At 47.0% G+C, this 17,600-nt stretch carries 20 protein-coding genes; 13 read left to right on the forward strand and 7 right to left on the reverse strand.

The annotated features are described in order from the left end of the window. The first annotated feature begins 19 nt into the window (after positions 1–19). The 9 genes from ACMUEV_RS07825 to bioF all read left to right on the forward strand — a co-directional run bounded on the left by ACMUEV_RS07825 (position 20) and on the right by bioF (position 4,952). Complete coding sequence (locus ACMUEV_RS07825) at positions 20–280, forward strand: UPF0175 family protein (protein WP_190652712.1); 261 nt, start codon at positions 20–22, stop codon at positions 278–280. Between the two features lie 2 nt (positions 281–282). After that, positions 283–768, forward strand: a complete 486-nt coding sequence (locus ACMUEV_RS07830) for a DUF3368 domain-containing protein (RefSeq protein WP_190652711.1) — start codon at positions 283–285, stop codon at positions 766–768. 111 nt (positions 769–879) lie between these two features. Beyond that, a complete protein-coding gene (locus ACMUEV_RS07835; RefSeq protein ID WP_190652710.1) occupies positions 880–1,149 on the forward strand; it encodes a UPF0175 family protein in 270 nt (89 codons plus the stop codon). Positions 1,150–1,158: 9 nt separating this feature from the next. Beyond that, positions 1,159–1,668, forward strand: coding sequence for a DUF3368 domain-containing protein (locus ACMUEV_RS07840; protein WP_190652709.1), 510 nt, complete (start codon positions 1,159–1,161; stop codon positions 1,666–1,668). Positions 1,669–1,789: 121 nt separating this feature from the next. After that, positions 1,790–2,635: an alpha/beta hydrolase gene (locus tag ACMUEV_RS07845; protein WP_190652708.1), complete on the forward strand. Its 846-nt coding sequence runs from the start codon at positions 1,790–1,792 to the stop codon at positions 2,633–2,635. 1 nt (position 2,636) lies between these two features. Then, complete coding sequence (locus ACMUEV_RS07850) at positions 2,637–3,206, forward strand: DUF4231 domain-containing protein (protein WP_190652707.1); 570 nt, start codon at positions 2,637–2,639, stop codon at positions 3,204–3,206. A gap of 18 nt (positions 3,207–3,224) precedes the next feature. After that, positions 3,225–3,572 carry a DUF1823 family protein gene (locus ACMUEV_RS07855; RefSeq protein ID WP_190652706.1) on the forward strand — a complete coding sequence of 116 codons (348 nt, stop codon included), beginning with the start codon at positions 3,225–3,227 and terminating at the stop codon, positions 3,570–3,572. Between the two features lie 11 nt (positions 3,573–3,583). Continuing rightward, on the forward strand, positions 3,584–3,799 hold the full coding sequence (locus ACMUEV_RS07860; protein ID WP_190652705.1) for a hypothetical protein: 216 nt from the start codon (positions 3,584–3,586) through the stop codon (positions 3,797–3,799). Further along, positions 3,789–4,952 carry an 8-amino-7-oxononanoate synthase gene (gene bioF, locus ACMUEV_RS07865; protein WP_190652704.1) on the forward strand — a complete coding sequence of 388 codons (1,164 nt, stop codon included), beginning with the start codon at positions 3,789–3,791 and terminating at the stop codon, positions 4,950–4,952. Before ACMUEV_RS07860 ends, bioF begins: the two co-directional genes overlap by 11 nt. A 12-nt stretch (positions 4,953–4,964) precedes the next feature. Here bioF and ACMUEV_RS07870 read toward each other — a convergent pair whose 3' ends face one another. From ACMUEV_RS07870 to ACMUEV_RS07895, 6 genes are all read right to left on the reverse strand, one after another. Continuing rightward, the gene (locus tag ACMUEV_RS07870; RefSeq protein WP_190652703.1) at positions 4,965–7,175 is read right to left on the reverse strand and encodes a patatin-like phospholipase family protein; all 2,211 of its coding nucleotides are present in this window, start codon (positions 7,173–7,175) and stop codon (positions 4,965–4,967) included. Positions 7,176–7,358: 183 nt separating this feature from the next. Next, entirely contained in the window at positions 7,359–8,162 is an 804-nt protein-coding gene (locus ACMUEV_RS07875) for a TPM domain-containing protein (RefSeq protein ID WP_190652702.1), read from the reverse strand. Between the two features lie 158 nt (positions 8,163–8,320). Further along, positions 8,321–8,884, reverse strand: coding sequence for a DUF948 domain-containing protein (locus ACMUEV_RS07880; protein ID WP_190652701.1), 564 nt, complete (start codon positions 8,882–8,884; stop codon positions 8,321–8,323). A 17-nt stretch (positions 8,885–8,901) separates the two neighbouring features. After that, on the reverse strand, positions 8,902–9,252 hold the full coding sequence (locus ACMUEV_RS07885; RefSeq protein WP_017289655.1) for a YtxH domain-containing protein: 351 nt from the start codon (positions 9,250–9,252) through the stop codon (positions 8,902–8,904). 82 nt (positions 9,253–9,334) lie between these two features. After that, positions 9,335–9,697: a hypothetical protein gene (locus ACMUEV_RS07890; protein WP_190652700.1), complete on the reverse strand. Its 363-nt coding sequence runs from the start codon at positions 9,695–9,697 to the stop codon at positions 9,335–9,337. Positions 9,698–9,739: 42 nt separating this feature from the next. Beyond that, positions 9,740–11,332 (reverse strand): serine/threonine-protein kinase, encoded by a 1,593-nt coding sequence (locus ACMUEV_RS07895; protein WP_017289653.1) that lies wholly within the window; start codon positions 11,330–11,332, stop codon positions 9,740–9,742. Between the two features lie 191 nt (positions 11,333–11,523). Between ACMUEV_RS07895 and pheT the strand changes: the two genes are divergently transcribed. Both pheT and ACMUEV_RS07905 read left to right on the forward strand, forming a co-directional pair. Then, a complete protein-coding gene (gene pheT / locus ACMUEV_RS07900) occupies positions 11,524–13,956 on the forward strand; it encodes a phenylalanine--tRNA ligase subunit beta (RefSeq protein WP_190652699.1) in 2,433 nt (810 codons plus the stop codon). 10 nt (positions 13,957–13,966) lie between these two features. Further along, entirely contained in the window at positions 13,967–14,236 is a 270-nt protein-coding gene (locus ACMUEV_RS07905; RefSeq protein ID WP_190652698.1) for a YciI family protein, read from the forward strand. A gap of 176 nt (positions 14,237–14,412) precedes the next feature. Here ACMUEV_RS07905 and ACMUEV_RS07910 read toward each other — a convergent pair whose 3' ends face one another. Further along, positions 14,413–14,583: a hypothetical protein gene (locus ACMUEV_RS07910; protein WP_190652697.1), complete on the reverse strand. Its 171-nt coding sequence runs from the start codon at positions 14,581–14,583 to the stop codon at positions 14,413–14,415. Positions 14,584–14,712: 129 nt separating this feature from the next. On the opposite strand from ACMUEV_RS07910, the gene ACMUEV_RS07915 reads away from it, so the two are divergent. Both ACMUEV_RS07915 and ACMUEV_RS07920 read left to right on the forward strand, forming a co-directional pair. Continuing rightward, a complete protein-coding gene (locus ACMUEV_RS07915; protein ID WP_190652696.1) occupies positions 14,713–16,674 on the forward strand; it encodes a CHASE2 domain-containing protein in 1,962 nt (653 codons plus the stop codon). 94 nt (positions 16,675–16,768) lie between these two features. Continuing rightward, positions 16,769–17,539, forward strand: coding sequence for a DUF928 domain-containing protein (locus ACMUEV_RS07920; protein WP_190652695.1), 771 nt, complete (start codon positions 16,769–16,771; stop codon positions 17,537–17,539). Positions 17,540–17,600: the final 61 nt, after the last annotated feature.

The raw sequence follows: 17,600 nt of genomic DNA on the forward strand, positions 1-17,600 counted from the left end.
CTCTTTCTCTACTCGATTCATGCAAATCACGATCGACCTCTCACCAGACATTCAATTAGACGATGCCATTCGTCAGCAAGCAGAGTCTAAAGCGCGTGAGTCCTACATTATGGAACTCCTACGTCACGGCAGCATTAGCACAGGTTACGCAGCGCAGAGTCTCAACCTCAGCCGTTTAGAAATTCTGGATTTAATGGCACAGTTCAAAATCTCACCCTTTCCAGAACAAACTCCAGAAGAACTCGCTCAAGAAATCGCTGAAACCCGCAATTTGCTCTAATCGTGATCATTGTTTCCAACACCACACCCCTCAGCGAACTTGCCAAAATCGATCGCCTCGATTTGTTATCTTCCCTCTTTACCAAAATTCTCATCCCCCCAACGGTTCACGCAGAACTCACGACCGGAAATCATCCCGCTAGCCTGTTGATTCCGAAGGCAACTTGGATTGAAATACGACCCCTCCAACAGACTGAAAGAATTGAACAACTTCTAAAAACTCCTGGACTCGATCGAGGTGAATGTGCTGCAATTGCACTCGCAGAAGAATTGCAAGCCGATCGATTGCTGATGGATGAAAGAGCAGGGCGCAACCTTGCTCAAACTTTAGGATTACCAATCATTGGAACGATTGGAATTCTGCTTCTTGCCAGAGAGCAAAGAATCATCAGTGAAGTCTCTCCCTTGCTAAACGGATTAATCGACCAGGGAACCTGGATAAGCCCTGCGTTTTATCAACAAGTGCTACAAATGGCAGGCGAAGAATAGCAAAGAGTAAAACCATCACGATCGCCCAAGGCATCCGCAAAGTCGCCGAAGAGATTCGGCAACACAGAACCGCAAGTTAAAATCAAACTATCCTCTTTCTCTACTCGATCCATGCAAATCACGATCGACATCCCCGACGAATATATTCAACAGCTAGAACCTAACTTAGAAGATCTGCCTCAGCAAGTTCTTGAAACCCTTATCGTAGAGGCTTACAAAGATCAACGCCTCACCCATGCAGAAGTCGGGCGCATTCTCAAACTCGATCGATTTCAAGTCGATGCCTTTCTCAAGCAACATCAAGCCTACCTTCATTACACGATCGATGACTTCAATCAAGACTTACAAACACTTCAGAAAGTCCTTGGGGAACAAAGCTAGGACATATCAATGATTGTTGTCTCCGATACCTCACCAATTCTTTATCTGCTTCTCATCGATCAGTTAGACCTCCTGCCACGTCTCTATCAACGCATTATTATTCCTGATGTTGTTCAAGCTGAAATGCAAAATCTAGGTGCACCACTTGAACTACAAAACTGGATTGCTTCTCCTCCACATTGGCTAGAAATCCATCCTGTTTCAAACAGCGCTAGCTCTGCTCCAACAAATGTTCGCACGCTCTTACAGCGACTCGATCCCGGAGAACAAGCAGCAATTCTTCTTGCTCAGTATTTAAACGCTGGTTTGCTAATTGTGGATGATCTTGATGCCCGTCAAACTGCTCAAACTCTAGGTCTCAACATCACTGGAATGTTAGGAATTCTGGGCGAAGCAGCAAAACGCAACTGGATTACCTTATCAGAAACTCTAGAACGGCTCTTACAAGAAACAAATTTTCGTGCCTCCCCGAAACTCATTCAAGCCCTGCTTGATCAGTTCTCTAATTCTCAAGGTTAGAACAATTACGATCGCTCTCAGTGACACGCTGGAACAAAACTTGAAATACGATCGAGATTCAACCAATCGCAAAAATAAACTCTAGAATCGTTGAGCGGTGAACTCTCAAGGCTAGATGTCAATGGAATTCCATCCAAAGCTACTGTGGAAGATTTTAGCGATCGCATTGCGAATTTATGCGATCGTCTGTTTCGTCTTATTTCTGATTCAATCTCGATTCATCTTCTTTCCCACCCGCACCATTTACCAAACTCCTGCCGATTTAGGCTTATCTGCCGAAGAAATTTGGATTCCTGTAAAAAACTGGCTTGGAAAACCGGAGCGAATTCATGCTTGGTGGGTACAAGGCAGCAAGCCGAACTTAGGAACCGTGCTGTATTTTCACGGCAACGGCGGCACATTAGGCGGCATTGACCAAATGGATCGCATTCATCAGCTTGGATTCTCAGTACTTGTGATTAGCTATCGCGGCTACGGCAAAAGCGAAGGCGGATTTCCCTCAGAATCACAAGTGTATGCCGATGCAGAAGCCGCTTGGAATTATTTAACTCAGACGCGCAATATTCCACCCAAGCAAATCACAATTTATGGATACTCGATCGGCGGTGCAGTCGCCATTGATCTCGCCACAAAACATCCCGAAGCCAGAGCATTAGTCACCCAAAGCACATTCACTTCTATGCAGGATATGGCAGAAAGAAATCCTTATTTTCGCGTCTTTCCCTTAGAGATCATTTTGACTCAGCGATTTAACTCGATCGACAAAGTACGATCGCTGAAAATTCCCGCCTTTTTCATTCATGGCGATGCCGATGATCTGGTTCCGCCTGCGATGAGTCAAGCCTTATATGATGCCACTCCAACGACGAAACAATTATTATTTATTCCAGGCGCAAAACATAACGACGCTGAATTTACAATTGAACACTTAGAAACCATTCGGAAATTCGTTGAAGCGGTTCGATAAAATGCCAGACAAAACAACGATCGATTACAACAGTCAGCTCAAGCAGGAGTTTGGAGCGCTCATCGACTCGCTCAATCTCAAAGAACAGCGCAGCAAAGAATACTTGCGAATGCGCTGGCTCGATCAAGTCATGTGGATGGAAAAACGCGCGGGAGAAATGCGCGATAAACATCGACGGCTAAGGCTGAATGTGATTATCTGTAGTGCTCTAGTGCCGATTGTTGTCGCATTAAACTTCAATCAAGACAAAGAAGTCGATAAAATCCTCAAAATTACGATCGTTGCGATTAGTGCGGTTGTTACTGTCAGTTCTGCGATCGACGAATTCTATCAATATGGTGAGCGTTGGTATAGCTATCGTAAATCTGCGGAATTGTTAAAGACTCACGGGTGGCAGTTTTTCCAACTCAGCGGCGCTTATCGGAGTTATAAAACGCACGAAGAAGCATTACCAATCTTTAGTGACGAGATTGAAAGCATCATTCAGCGCGATGTCGAAATCTATGTCGCTGAAGGAGCAAGACGGACTCAAGAAGATAACAAACCTGAAGAACTTCCGCCTGCTGAGTAGAACTGTTGAGTAGAAACTATGTCTGACCTACCCCCATTGAACTCCGATACGATTTGGGCAATTCTCAAAGATGAAATCGATGATGCTACTGCAAATCGTTTAGTCTGTCATTACTTAGGCTATGACGATGCCGCTGTTGCACCGGATTGGCTCGAAACCTATCCTGAGCCGCCGAATTTTATCGAAAGCCGTCCAGCAGTCGTGAAATTAACCCGATCGATTCCCTCTGAAAACAAGCAACTTCTGAAAGAACAACTGGGATTTGGCGGCTACAAAGTTGATGAACTGGTGCCCCGAAAAACTCGTCGTGCCACAATGGCGAACTGGTTGTTAAGCTACATGCAGCAGCATGACATTAGCCTTTAGAGGATGAAATCATGGGAATCGAACGCCGCCTATCTCGAACAATGTTTCTCGCAGCGGAAACAGTACAATTGCGTCAAATGTGTTTTACACCGGGCAAAGTCTTTCAACCCGGTCGTTATCTCGCCGGAGAATTGCCCGATGTGGCGTTTGAAATGGGTTTAGTCGATAAATTGCCGCCCGTTCGAGGCAAGAGTGCTGAAATCACAGAAAAACCGGATGAAGAATGATCCTTATGCTTGGCTTGAGCAGTCCTTAAAGTCGATCGAGCGTGCAGGTTGGCAGCGATCCACTAAAACAATCGATCGTCCGGGTGCAGTGATTCAACTTGACGATCGTCAATTTCTCAATTTCGCCAGCAATGATTATTTAGGACTCGCCACTGACGATCGTTTAGTCAATGCCGCGATTCAAGCGATTCAGAGCTATGGAACTGGAAGTACTGGCTCGCGGCTCCTCACGGGGCATCGGGCTTTACATCGAGAGTTAGAGACTGCGATCGCACAACTCAAACAAGCTGAAGATGCGATCGTATTTAGTTCAGGCTATTTAGCGAATTTAGGCGCGATCGCTGCTTTAGTCGGAAAACGCGATTTAATTCTGTCTGATCAATACAATCATTCAAGCTTACGAAATGGTGCGATTGTTAGCGGTGCAACAACGCTCGACTATGCTCATTGTGATATTCAAGACTTACGAACTAAGCTAGAACAACAACGCCAACATTTTCAGCATTGTTTGATCATTACAGACACAGTGTTTAGTATGGATGGCGATCTCTGCCCGCTTCCAGAGATTCTTGACCTAGCAGATGAATTTGAGTGCATGGTGCTAGTAGACGAAGCTCATGCAACAGGTGTGATGGGTGCAACAGGTGCAGGATGTGTTGAACATTTAGGCTGTACAGGACGTGCGATCGTTCAAATGGGAACACTCAGCAAGGCATTAGGAAGTTTAGGCGGTTATATTGCTGGCTCAGCGCAATTGATTGATTTCTTAAGAAACCGCGCACCCAGTTGGATCTACACAACTGGGCTGTCTCCGGCTGATACTGCGGCGGCATTAACAGCAATTCAAATTGTGCAACAAGAACGCGATCGCCGAAATACCCTTTGGCAGAATGTTGCTTATCTCAAATCACAGCTTCCAAATTTCGCACTTCTCCCTTCAGAGTCTCCGATTCTCTGCTGGCAATTGCCGAATGTGCAAACTGCACTAGAAGCTGCAAAATCTCTACAAGCAGAAGGAATCTTCGCCCCTGCAATCCGCCCGCCGACTGTGCCGACGAGCCGGATTCGGATGACGATAATGGCAACTCATGAGAAAGCGCATCTCGATCGCTTAGTTGCTGCTTTGAATCGAGTTCAGAAAGACGTTGAGTAAGGTGTGTTTTAGCTAGCTCAAATCACTCTCGATCGACTTTGCAACACAGCTATTGTGGTTTTTCACGTCAATATTAGAAGTATTGCGGCTCAAGATTTGTCTGAACTGCGTTGCATTACATTGGCTAGGTGCAGGAATCTGATTGAAAATAAACTCTTTTGAAGCAGTAGAAAGTTGCCAACCGAGCGGAAGCCTGATCTGTTGGTCTAAGTTTACTTTTTCTAGCATTAGAGTTCTGAACCTTAGCTTAAACGGGTCAGTAATTCCATCATTCAAGGTATAGGTAGATAGCTCGATCGCGCTGGCACTCCGAGCTTCACGCGCACTGAATAGAGCGCGAATCGGCGACAAGATCTCATTCATTCCTGCCGACTTGAGCGGTTTTCCTGAATCAACTTGTGGTTGATCTACGATCGCTAAATAAATCAATTCAAAGCTTTTCCCATACCCTTTTACTTTCTGCAAAGCTCGACCAATATCAAGAGCAGTAGGAATCCCCGAATTATCAAAATACCCACCATCCGCAAGCCGTAACTTACTTCCGTCACTCTTGCGTTGAAACCAACCCACCGGAGTTACAAAAGGAAACCTAGCACTCAATACAGCCGCCGTACTCAACCTTAAATCTAACTGACTCTCGTTTAGAGTAATCCTTTCTTGAGTCGGTAATACAATCTCAAAAGGACTCATTACCAAGCGTTTTCCGTTCTCAACGATGGTTGAATTGAATACCAGCGCAGGAGCAATTCCTTGAGGTTGCCAATGTTTGTAAAAGGACTGCTTCAAAGGATTTTCACGATTATTACCAAGCTGATTCCAACTATTTTCAAAGGCAAGTTCTAACCCAGTCGCTCTGTCCCAGTCATAGATCGGAAAGGGAATAAATCTCTGAATCAGATCTGGAAAAAAGCCCAGTGTCAGTAACGGAGAAAGTAACTCTTGCTCAAAAAGCTGGCTAGCTTTTTCACTAAGATTTTGCTCCTCTCCGGTCTTGAGTAAGCTCGCATACGCTGCTGATCCCAAACTCCCACCAGAAACGCTACTAATCGTAAAAAGATGCTGAGGAAAGCTTGGAATCGATTCAGTCAAGTGTGCAAAAGTAGTCGCTGCATGATACGCCGCAAAAATCCCGCCCCCTTGGGCTGATGCAATATACACTGGATAAGGTTTTCCTGAATATTGATCGCGATCGGGACGACTCGCTAGCCAGGTTTGAAAACTTGCTTCTAAAGATGGCAATGGAGAATTATCAGAGGTTGCAATTTGCCGAAACCGATGATTGTCATTCAGGTTCAGTAGACTTGAAATCGCAACTAATCCTAGTAAAATCGTGAGAGCTGGAACATTATTTCTAAATGCCCAATAATAGATAGTTGAAAACACAACAACGAGCGTAGTCAATGCGATCGCAATCACACTCACCGCTCCAACCGCATTAGGAATCACCGTAGATGGCAGAGCAATGACGAAAATAGCAGAAGCGGAAATCGATGCAATCCACCACAAAACGATCCTCGCTGCTAGATGGGAATGCCAAGAATACAGAATGAGGTTAAGCAGGACAGACAGACCAAAAACGATAATGACTCCCAAAGCTGCTCTCGAATCTGCTGCTGCTGCAATCAAAGGCAAAGAAAATGTACTAAAGATCGTGTACGCAACATTCGCAAGCCCAATTTCAACCTGTGGAGCAAACAGCCCTTCCCCTTGAGACTTAGATCCCAAAAAGCATCGATGAAATAAGTCTGTGCGTTTCCAAAGTAGGAAGAAAATAGTTATCCCAGTGCTTAAGCTTGAAATCATCCAAATCATTAAAAAAGATCGAGCTTGATCATTAATCGATTCGTTCCAAGCCTTGAGAATTCCGAGCACTAAGCTAAGAATTGGAATTATCCCTAAAATCCTCGGTGTCCAATTTGCTAAGCCATTCTGAAATCTACTCCCTTGCTCCAGAATTAGAAAACGGGAGACATACCAAATGAAGATTGTGAGCAATAAGACAGAACTGACCGTTACGGATGCCTCATAAAATTTGTTACTATCCGAAGCGATCGCGCGATAGACCTCTATAGTCTGATCAACTTTTGTAAAAATTAAGGACGCGACGATCGCGATCGTCACCGGAACTCTTAAGTAGATCCCGATCTCAAAGATCGGTTGAATCCACGTTTTGATCAATTCAGAAACCGTTTGCACCCATCCATTAGAATTCGATGCTGTCATGATTGAATCTCTTGAACTCGGCTGTGTCTAAGCGGACATGCTCAATTCTTGGAAACAATATCCCAAAAATTGCATTGACACACCACCTCGTCACGAATCGAGTCAAAATGATCAGCAAAATGGGGAGATGGGGAGCATTTGAAGTTCCCTCGTCTCCCCATCTCTCCCTCTTCCTACTAGGGTTTAAGTTTCAGACGTAGACGATCGACCCAAAGTGGGTGCTAAAAATGCCACTAAAGCCCCGATCGCAAATCCTGCAACATTCCGAAACAGCGGCAACCAATCGGTGGTACGAGTGATGACTGGCCCAATTCCAAACGCCAAAAATAAGATCCCCCACAGCGGCGAGAAAATCAGCGCCCACTGCCAAGCGAAGACCTGTCCTTCTTTACGAGGTTGTGCTGCAAATCCAAACACTAACCCCCCAACCGTTGAAGTAATCAGGGTTAACAACCACTGTTCACGCGGCAACCCAGGGACAACCTTACATCCACCCTGGCGTAAACATCCTTTGACTGATTCCAACGCTTCTAAGATGGCTTGATCCCCGCCGTTATCTCGCACGAAAAATTGATTCCCGAATCGAGTTTGTAACTCGATCCAAAACGTCCGAGACAGCAAGGGATAAAAATCATCACCCACACTGAAATTCAGCAGATTTCCGCCTCGTGTATCTGCAACTAACAAAACGCTTTTGTTATCCAATCCCCAAAAGCCTTTGACGGCGGTTCCAGGTGTACGATCGCTTTGTGTCAGAACCCGTAATTTCCAGCCCGTCTCAGCTTCAAACTTTGACAAGTCAGCAGACAGTGCTTCTTCCTGAGTCTTCGTAAACTCATTTGCCAAGTCAATCACGTTCGTCGGATGATCCGGCAATAAATCAGGATTGTCATATGCCTGTGCCGCTGGTGCGATCGTCCAGACAGAAATGACGACCATCAGTGCCATCAAACCTTGAAATAGACGGCGGACTCGAAGATTAGGCATAGCACGATCTCACGAATGGGTCACTAAAGAACATTAAAAGTAATCGTAAATGAGGCATTTAGAATAGACGCTCATTTTTGTTTACATTTGTTTAACTAATTCTAATATAGGAATGCTGTCAGCGATTCATCTCGCTGGAACAGGATCAATAATTTTGCTTATTCTGGGTCGTGGCGCACTGGCGATCGCGAAGGTTCAGACGGCTTGTTCGTCTGCGATTCGTCCTGATCTTCCCACTCATAATTTAGTTCCAGATCAGAAGTCACTTCTTCAAAATGATGATTTCCATTTTGTTCGTGTGGTAACAATCGTGGCTCTCCACTTGCTGTCATCCGATTCGCTCGCCGCGATTTATTCTGAGGTTGGTTCAGTGTCCGCCATGCCGCTTTCACGCCTGCAAAAACACTGCGCCCAGTTGTTTGGGCTTTCTGTGCTTGTTGCTTCACACCGGTCAGAGTCTCATCTACCTGCTTCACCACTTGACTGGCGCTCTGAACGCCTTGAGTCACATCATCGGTGAGATCAGTCACCTCATTTCCGGTAATCCGGAGCGCCTCTAACGTCGGTGGCAACTCCCGATTCAACGTCTCGAATAATTTTTCGGCACTGCGGGCTGCCCGTCCCATCTCGTTAAATGCAGGAATTGCCACAGTTAAGAGGGCGGTCAAACTGATCGCCACGAGTAAAATCGATAAGCCTAGCCAAAAAATAGGATCAGTCACACTTCATCTCATCTCGCTTAGCGCAAACGATCGCGAACTGGAGGTTTAGGATCGCTCCCCGATTCAGACTCTCGACTGAGAATTTGATGCTCACGCTGGGTTGCTTCCAATCCAGCGGCGATCGCTTCTTTTAATCGTCCCAGTGTGTCATCCCAGTTTCGCAGCGCAGACTCAGAAAAGCGATCTGCCTGAAGTTGGACACTGGTGGATAAATCTTCCGCAAGTTCAGGCAGAGCATCTGCCGACTTTTTGATCAACTGTCGAGTTTCTCGTCCTGGACGGGGTGCAATTAATAATCCTGCGATCGTCCCCATTGCTGCTCCGATGATCATGCCGCCTAAAAATGATCCCGATCGATTGTCAGACATATCTTGGCTCTACCCCTTGCGACTCACTAAACCAACTCTGTAACACCAGACCTTTCCTCATTCTGCCAGACTGAACCGCAATCTAGCGATTGATTCGTCCTTTAGCTGATTTTGTAGCAAATTTTTTCGCGCGTTGGTTTAGGAGAGGGGTGAGGAATAGCGATCGTCCCATTCCCATCCCCATTCCCAACAGGGCAAATGCCTGCTGTGCCTGCCGAACTTTCGGTTCAAGCTGGCGATACGTATGCCTTATTCTTTGTACGCCGAGCTGTTGACGCTCGATCGCGCTCGGTGCACCATACAAAACTTGATGCGTTTGCCGTTCTGCGACAACCAGTGCATCTGCGGCTCTAGAAAAAGCTTGCCGCAACTGCCACATTTGCCAGGTGAGATAAAACCCATACAAAGCCAGCGCAAGATTTAAGACAATAACCGCTATCAACATATCTCGACCGATTGTTTTTCTAATAATAGCGAGTCTTTGTCATTACAAAATGCCTCTTTTGCCATTTGGGCGGACGGTGAGCCAGTTAGTCTTTGCCATCGCTAACTGCTCTGCGGTGAGTTTTGCGCCTGTGAGGTTTGCGCCACACAAATTTGCATTCCGCAAATTCGCATTGAGTAAATACGCTTGCGTAAGATTTGCACCTCGTAAATCTGCCCCTTCTAAATCGGCATTACTCAAATAAGCTTGTGCCAAGTTAGTATCGCGCAAGTTGGCTCGCTGCAAACTCGCCTTGCCAAAATCAGCATTGAATAAATTTGCGCCTTGTAGATTAATCTGTTTCAAATTCGATTGATGAAACACAGCGCCTGACAAATTAATTTTCGGAATGGCGAGTAACGACAGATCATGCGACGCAAAATCTCGTTTACCCTTACCGTACAGAGACACGAGAGTTGCAGAATCAAGTTTTGGAGCCGCCTGAGTCTTGTTGCCGGATGTGTTGCTATTGCTCCCGGTTCGTCCGCCTGAATCACGAGTCGTTGGGCGAGCTGCCATCACGCGATTCCGAGCCACTCCGGTCTGTAAATTCGTCGATTCCGATCGCTGATTGCGCGCCCGAATTGCCATGGCTGCCCGTGCTGCCGGAGAACTCGGTTGAGAATCAGGGTCACGTTTTGTCAACGTTGATCGGGTTGAAACGCTATTCATACTATTTGCCAAACTGTCGAGATACGGCTCCAAATCCAACGCGCGTAAAATCTCATTGGCTGACTGAAACCGATGCCGCACGGAGACTTCCAGCATTTTCTTCAAAACGCCTGCAAAGTGCTCACTCAGATGCACCTGTTTTTGCCACAACAATTCACCTGTGGCAGGATCGTAATCGAGATCTTTTGGAGATTTTGCGGTCAATAAGTAAATGCAAGTCACACCCAATGCATAGAGATCGCTTGCATAAACCGGACGCATTGCCATTTGTTCGGGTGGCGCAAATCCGGGAGTCCCGATCGCATAAGCGGTGAGTGCAGTCTGATCCGATAAACTCGCGGCAGATACAGAGTTCACTTGGTTTTTGACGGCTCCAAAGTCAATCAGCACAAGTTTGCAGTCTTGCGATCGCCGAATCAAGTTTGCAGGTTTAAGATCTCGGTGAATCACTTGATGACTGTGAACATACTGCATAATCGGCAGAATCTCGCTGAGAAACTGCTTGACCCCTGCTTCGCTAAAAGCTCCTGAGCGTTTGATTTCCTGCTGAAGGGTGGAACCGCTGATATATTCCTGAACCAGATAAAATTCTTGATTTGCCTCGAAATAATCGAGTAAGCGGGGAATTTGGGGATGATTGCCGATGCGCCCCAAGGTTTGGGCTTCCCGTTCAAACAAGTCTCGCGCCATCTGCATCACATGAGGTGCAGTTGTGGTCGGACGGAGCTGTTTAATCACACAGTAAGGTTGACCCGGCAGAGATTCATCTTTTGCGAGAAACGTTGCACCAAATCCACCTTGTCCTAATGCATGCAAGACACGATAACGATCGCGCAACAGCAAACTAGCGCCACAGGCTTGACAGCGCTCTGTATTGGCGAGGTTTTCTGGGCTTGGGCAGACTGGGTTCAAACAGTAGCTCATGAGGGCAGCAATCTGTAAGGGTGGATTCCAAAAAATGGCAAAGCTTTGGGGGGAAGCAAAGTGTGAGTTTGCAAGACGCAGCTTGTATTGAGAGGTTACCCAGAAGTGGGAGAGCAGGGAACAGGAACGCTGAGAGAGGCGCAACAGCGATAGAATAAGGTCTGTCTTGGCGTGATTTTTGAAGGCGACGGATGCGTATCTCTCTGAACTGGTTGCGGGAATTGGTAGATATTTCAATGACTCCAGAGGCGTTGGCGGAAAAGCTGACGATGGCGGGGTTTGAGGTGGAAGACATTGAGGATCGGCGCACTTGGGCAGATGGCGTGGTCGTCGGAAAAGTGCTGACGCGCGAACAACATCCCAATGCCGATCGCTTAAGTCTCTGTACAGTGGATATTGGGGCTGAAAGTCCGTCTCAGATTGTTTGCGGTGCGGCAAATGTGCGCGCTGATATTTTTGTTGCAGTGGCGACGTTAGGCACATACTTGCCGAATGTCGATTTGAAGATTAAGCCTGCAAAACTCAGAGGCGTGGAATCGAAGGGCATGATTTGCTCTTTGTCAGAGTTAGGCTTGACGAAAGAATCGGAAGGCATCCATATTTTTGATGAAACTGTGACAGGAGCGTTAACGCCTGGTATGGATGTGCGTCCCTTGTTGGGATTGGATGACGCGATTTTGGATCTGACTTCGACCGCGAATCGAGCAGACGCTTTGAGCATGGTGGGTATTGCGCGAGAAGTGGCAGCATTAACCGGTGCAACGTTGCGCTTGCCGGAACCGAGTGTGCCTGAGTCTCAGAAGACCAAATCGGTGTCGATTAAAATTTCAGATGCTCAAGCTTGTCCGGCGTATATTGGCACGCTGATCGAGAATGTGAAAATTGCGCCTTCGCCGTTGTGGTTGCAGCGTCGCTTACTCGCGTCGGGTGTGCGATCGATTAATAATATTGTCGATATCACCAACTACATCATGCTGGAATGGGGGCAACCACTCCATGCCTTTGATTTCGACAGTTTGGTGAAAGTGGCTGGAACGGATCAGATCGAAATGGGCGTGAGATTTGCGCGATCGGGCGAATCGGTTAAAACGCTCGATGGCCAAGATCGCACGCTTCAAGAGCAAGCTTTGTTAATCACCGTCAATGACAAGCCAACGATGTTGGCGGGCGTGTTTGGTGGTGAAGAAACAGAAGTGAGTGACAGCACTCAGCATATTTTTCTCGAAGCTGCAATTTTTGACTCTGCTGCAATTCGCAAATCTGGGCGATCGCAAGGGTTGAGAACAGAAGCCTCTGCTCGTTACGAACGGGGTGTGAACTGGGCAGGTTTGGAAACGGCGGCTCGTCGAGCAGTGCAACTGATTCTTGAGCTTGCAGGTGGAACGATTACGGCTCAAGAAACGGTTGACACCCGACAAGGTTCGTTGACGAGATCGATCGCGCTACGACTTGAACGAGTTCGAGAAGTGCTCGGCATGGTTGAACTCGGTGACGATGTTGGGGAATTGCAAGCGAAGGATGTGGAACACACTCTGACAGCACTAGGCTGTGAGTTGAAATCAACGGGTTCAGAAACTTGGAATGTTACGGTTCCGCCTTACCGCTATCGAGATTTGGAACGTGAGATTGATCTGATTGAAGAAATTGCGCGGCTGTATGGCTATAACAATTTCTCAGATACGCTACCTGCGAAAACTGAGCCAGGATATTTGTCGATCGAGCAATTGATTTCTCGCAAAGTTCGCGAAGCCTTCCGAGGTATGGGGCTGACCGAATTGATTCATTATTCACTCGGCAAACCTGGAGAAGAACGGCAAATCGTTCTCGCGAATCCTTTATTTACCGAGTATTCTGCGCTGAGAACTGATCTAATCAATGGCTTAATTGAGGCATTCCAGTACAACCTTGAGCAAGGCAATGGAGCTTTGAATGGCTTTGAGATTGGGCATGTCTTTACTCAGGAAGAAGATCTGATTGAAGCTGAAGCGATCGCTGGTATCTTGGGTGGAGATCCGAGCCAAGGTAAGTGGGTTCGGGGCGGCAAAGATCAGCCGATGACCTGGTTTGAGGCGAAAGGCATTTTAGAAAGTGTCTTCGATCGAGTCGGGTTACCTGTAGAATTTCAGCCTGATCGACGCGATCCGCGCTTGCATCCGGGACGAACGGCTTCGCTTTGGGTTAGAGGCGATCGCTTAGGAACGTTTGGACAGTTACATCCTCAACTGCGTCAAGAGCGCGGCTTACCGGATGAAGTTTATGTTTTCCAATTGGATCTCGAAGTGATCATTCGCCATTTGGAAACAGATGAAGCGATGGTTCCGGTTTTCAAGCCGTTCTCTACTTATCCTGCTTCCGATCGCGATATTGCTTTCTATGCATCGCGTGAGGTAGGCGTGAGCGATTTGGAACGCACGATCGTCAAAGCAGGCGGTAAGTTACTAGAATCGGTGGAACTGTTTGATGAATACAAGGGCGATCGCGTTCCAGAAGGTCAGCGCAGTTTAGCGTTCCGATTAGTCTATCGGGCTGACGATCGCACTTTGAAAGATGAAGATGTAGACCCGGTGCATCAAAAAGTGCGCGAAGCACTGGTTGAGAAGTTCCGGGTTGAGTTGAGAAGCTAGAGGTGAAATTGTGCCGAAATATGTTGTTTGGGGAAGCTACTGTGACGATGTTCTAGAGAAAAGAACGCCCTATCGTCAGGCTCATTTAGATGGGTTAGCGAAGCAAAAAGAAGATGGGATTTTAGTGACGATCGGACCGACGAAAGATGTAACGAAAGTGTTTGGCATCTATGAAGCGGAGAATGAAGCGATCGTTCGGAATCTGATCGAGTCTGATCCGTATTGGCAGAATCAGATTTGGACGGAATATGACGTGAAGGAGTGGATTCAGGCGATTTAGGTGTGATGGGGAGATAGGGAGCAAGAATTTTTTTGCTTGTCTCTCTGTCTCCTCAATCTTAACCTTCACAGCGATCAGATCTTTAACTGTTTCACCCTGTTGCTGCGGCCAATATTGGCTCAGTAAATATGATTCCAAGAATGGAGAACCATCGAAACGATTCAGGAACATCAGGATCATAAGTTGCTAACAGTTGCGATAATGATATGCCCAGTACAAACGGGTAGTAAACACAGCGCACCTGACCAGCTTTTGCCGTTATAGTTCCGTAGCTCTTCTTGGATAACCCATTTGTAGTAACCGTAGTAGAGCGATCCGATCAAAGCCGACTGCCACAGGTTCCACAATCACTCCACACCTGTACCTAAGTAATATCAACAGTATTGCTTGTATTTAAAGTGACTTTATTTTCCGGAAGAATAAGCTTTGCTGGGGAAGAATTATCAGAATGGTAATCTTCTTCTTCTGGCTCCCTCATGCCTCTACCACTTGCTAAAATCATCCGAAAATTTCATGTGCTTTGGATCACAATTCCTAGCGTAGCAGGATTAATCGTGCTTCTGCGGGTTGCTGGGGCATTACAATCTTTAGAATGGATGGCATTTGATCAATATGTTCGGCTGCGTCCCCAAGAAGCAACTGACGATCGCGTCATTATTGTAGGCGTAAACGAAAATGATATCCGGCAACTTAAACGTTATCCGTTTGATGATGCTACCTTTGCCAAACTGTTGACGAAAATTAAGCAGCAACAGCCGCGAGCGATCGGTTTAGATATCTATCGGGATCTGCCAGTAGAGCCAGGACATTCAGAGCTAGCTAAAGTATTCCAGACAACCCCTAACCTGATAGGCATTGAAAAACGAGGCGGAAGTACAGAAGTCGAGGTTGCACCTCCCCCCATTCTGAAACAGCGCAATCAAACTGCTTCAAACGATGTAGTCCTTGATGGCGATGGGAAACTGCGCCGAGGTCTACTGTATTGGACAAGTCCCAATGGAGAAGAATCTTTAGAAAGTTTGGGATTACGCCTTGCAATGCTCTATTTAGAAGCTCAAGGAATTACATCTCAACCAGCGAAAACCAATTCACAGTATCTCCAGCTTGGGCATGGGATCTTTCCTATTTTTGAGCCAAGCGATGGGAGCTATGTCTCGGCGGATGCAGGCGGCTATCAAATCTTGCTGAACTATCGAGGCGCTTCTGGCAAGTTCCGCACGGTGTCACTGATGGACGTGCTTCAAGACCGACTGCCTGCTGATCTCATGCGTGATTCGCAAGGACAGCCCTTCCGAGGCAAAATTGTTTTGATTGGAGTGACAGCTCGAAGTCTTAAAGATGTCTTTTACACTCCCTATAGCGGCGACTCGATCACGACTCCAGAGAGAATGGCGGGGGTTGAGGTACAGGCAAATTTAGCGAGTCAAATTATCAGTGCTGCGATCGACGGACGATCGGGCTTCCAAGTTTGGACAGATGCAATGGAGGCAGGTTGGATTCTGCTGTGGTCGGGTGTGGGAACAGGCTTAGGCTGGATGGTGCGATCGCCACGTTGGGCAGTGGCAGGCACAGTTGTTGCAGTCGGAGGGCTAGGACTAGGAAGCTTTGCAGCATTCGTCTTTTCCTGGTGGATTCCGGTTGTCCCACCTGCCTTAGCGCTGCTCACGTCTGCGATGGTCGTCACGGTTCACATTGCCCACTCCGAGCGGCGCGATCGCCAAACTGTGATGAATCTCTTTGGGCGATATGTGACTCCAACGATTGCTGAGACAATTTGGCGCGATCGCGATCAACTGCTCTCCCAAGGTCGCCTGCGGGGACAAAAACTCACTGCAACGGTACTATTTACCGATATTAAAAACTTCAGCACAATTGCCGAACGGTTCGACCCTGAAACGCTGATGATCTGGCTCAATGAATACATGGAAGCGATGACGGAAGTGGTGTTGAAGCATGGGGCAGTGGTCGATAAATTTATTGGAGATGCGATTATGGCAGTCTTTGGTGTGCCGATCGCTCGTAAAACTAGTAAAGATATTGCTCATGATGCGTACAGTGCTGTGCAATGCGCGATCGAAATGTCCGCTGCACTAGCTGCACTGAATCAACGCTGGGCACAGCAAGGACATCCCACGATTCAAATGCGAGTAGGTATCTCGACAGGCACAGTCGTTACAGGCAGCTTAGGTGGTCAGCAGCGCATGGACTATACCGCGATCGGCGATAGTGTTAACGTAGCAGCGCGACTCGAAAGTTTTGATAAATCGATCGAGGGTGGACTCTGCCGAATTTTAATCAGTGAAGAGACCTTTACGCTGGTTGAAGGTCAATTTCCAGTGCAAGCCGTTGGGACAGTTCAACTAAAAGGGCGGGAGCAACCGACGAACGTTTATCAAGTTTTATGGGAACCCTCGAAGAGTGGGCGTGGAAGAGTTTAGCGTCTGTTCGACAGGAGAGAATTGCTCCAAAGTTTTCCCACCCTTGCAACCGAGCTAGATCATCGATCATCACCCTCTATTGATTCACAAGACGATGGCTTCTGATTTCTCTAAACTCAAACGAGTTAACCCGATATTCTTGTTTGGAATTGGGACACTTTCTTTCACTATCCTACAAAGTTTATTGCCGCTGGAGTTCCCCTTACCTAGTCCTCTCAATTCATTGCAGCCTGCCCCCGCAAATGCTCAATACAAGCCTCCTAAACGTTCGGGTTTCAGAAGTAGTGAAGGCACGGGAACGCGAGAAGACGCATTACGCCTTTGTGGTCAGCGCAAAACAGCTTCTTTTACTCCCCTCGCACCAACCAACCACATCGGGGAAACGATTTCATCCCGTCCAACCTTATTCTGGTATCTATCCAGCCGCCAAACTGTGGAACTTAAGCTCATGGAGTCAGGAGTCCAAAAGCCTGTGTTTATGACCACAGTACAAGTAGATAAGCCTGGTATTGTCCCATTTGAATTACCGAAAACTGCGCCTGAGCTAGTTCCTGAAAAAGTTTATCGCTGGTCGATCGCTATCGTTTGTGAAGATGGCACAAAGGATGCTTTGAAGATGACATTGATCCGACGAGTTGCACCGACTCCAGAGGTAAAACAGCAATTAGCGATCGCGAAATCCGATCAGAATCGCGGTCAAATCTACGCAGCCCAAGGTCTGTGGTACGACGCAGTCACAATGTTCTCGAAAGCGATTGCGGCAAATCCCAAAGATCGAACGGCTCCTGACAAGCTCTTATCACTGCTCGATCAAGGAGGATTTGCAAAGATTACGGAACAGGAGCGCAAAAAAAGCAGCCGATAGAACATTGAACGATGCCAAGATTGCTGCAATTGCAGGATGATTCGTCTTTAATCATGCGATC

This window comes from Leptolyngbya sp. FACHB-1624 (genome assembly GCF_047649235.1).
Lineage (GTDB): Bacteria > Cyanobacteriota > Cyanobacteriia > Leptolyngbyales > Leptolyngbyaceae > Leptolyngbya > Leptolyngbya boryana.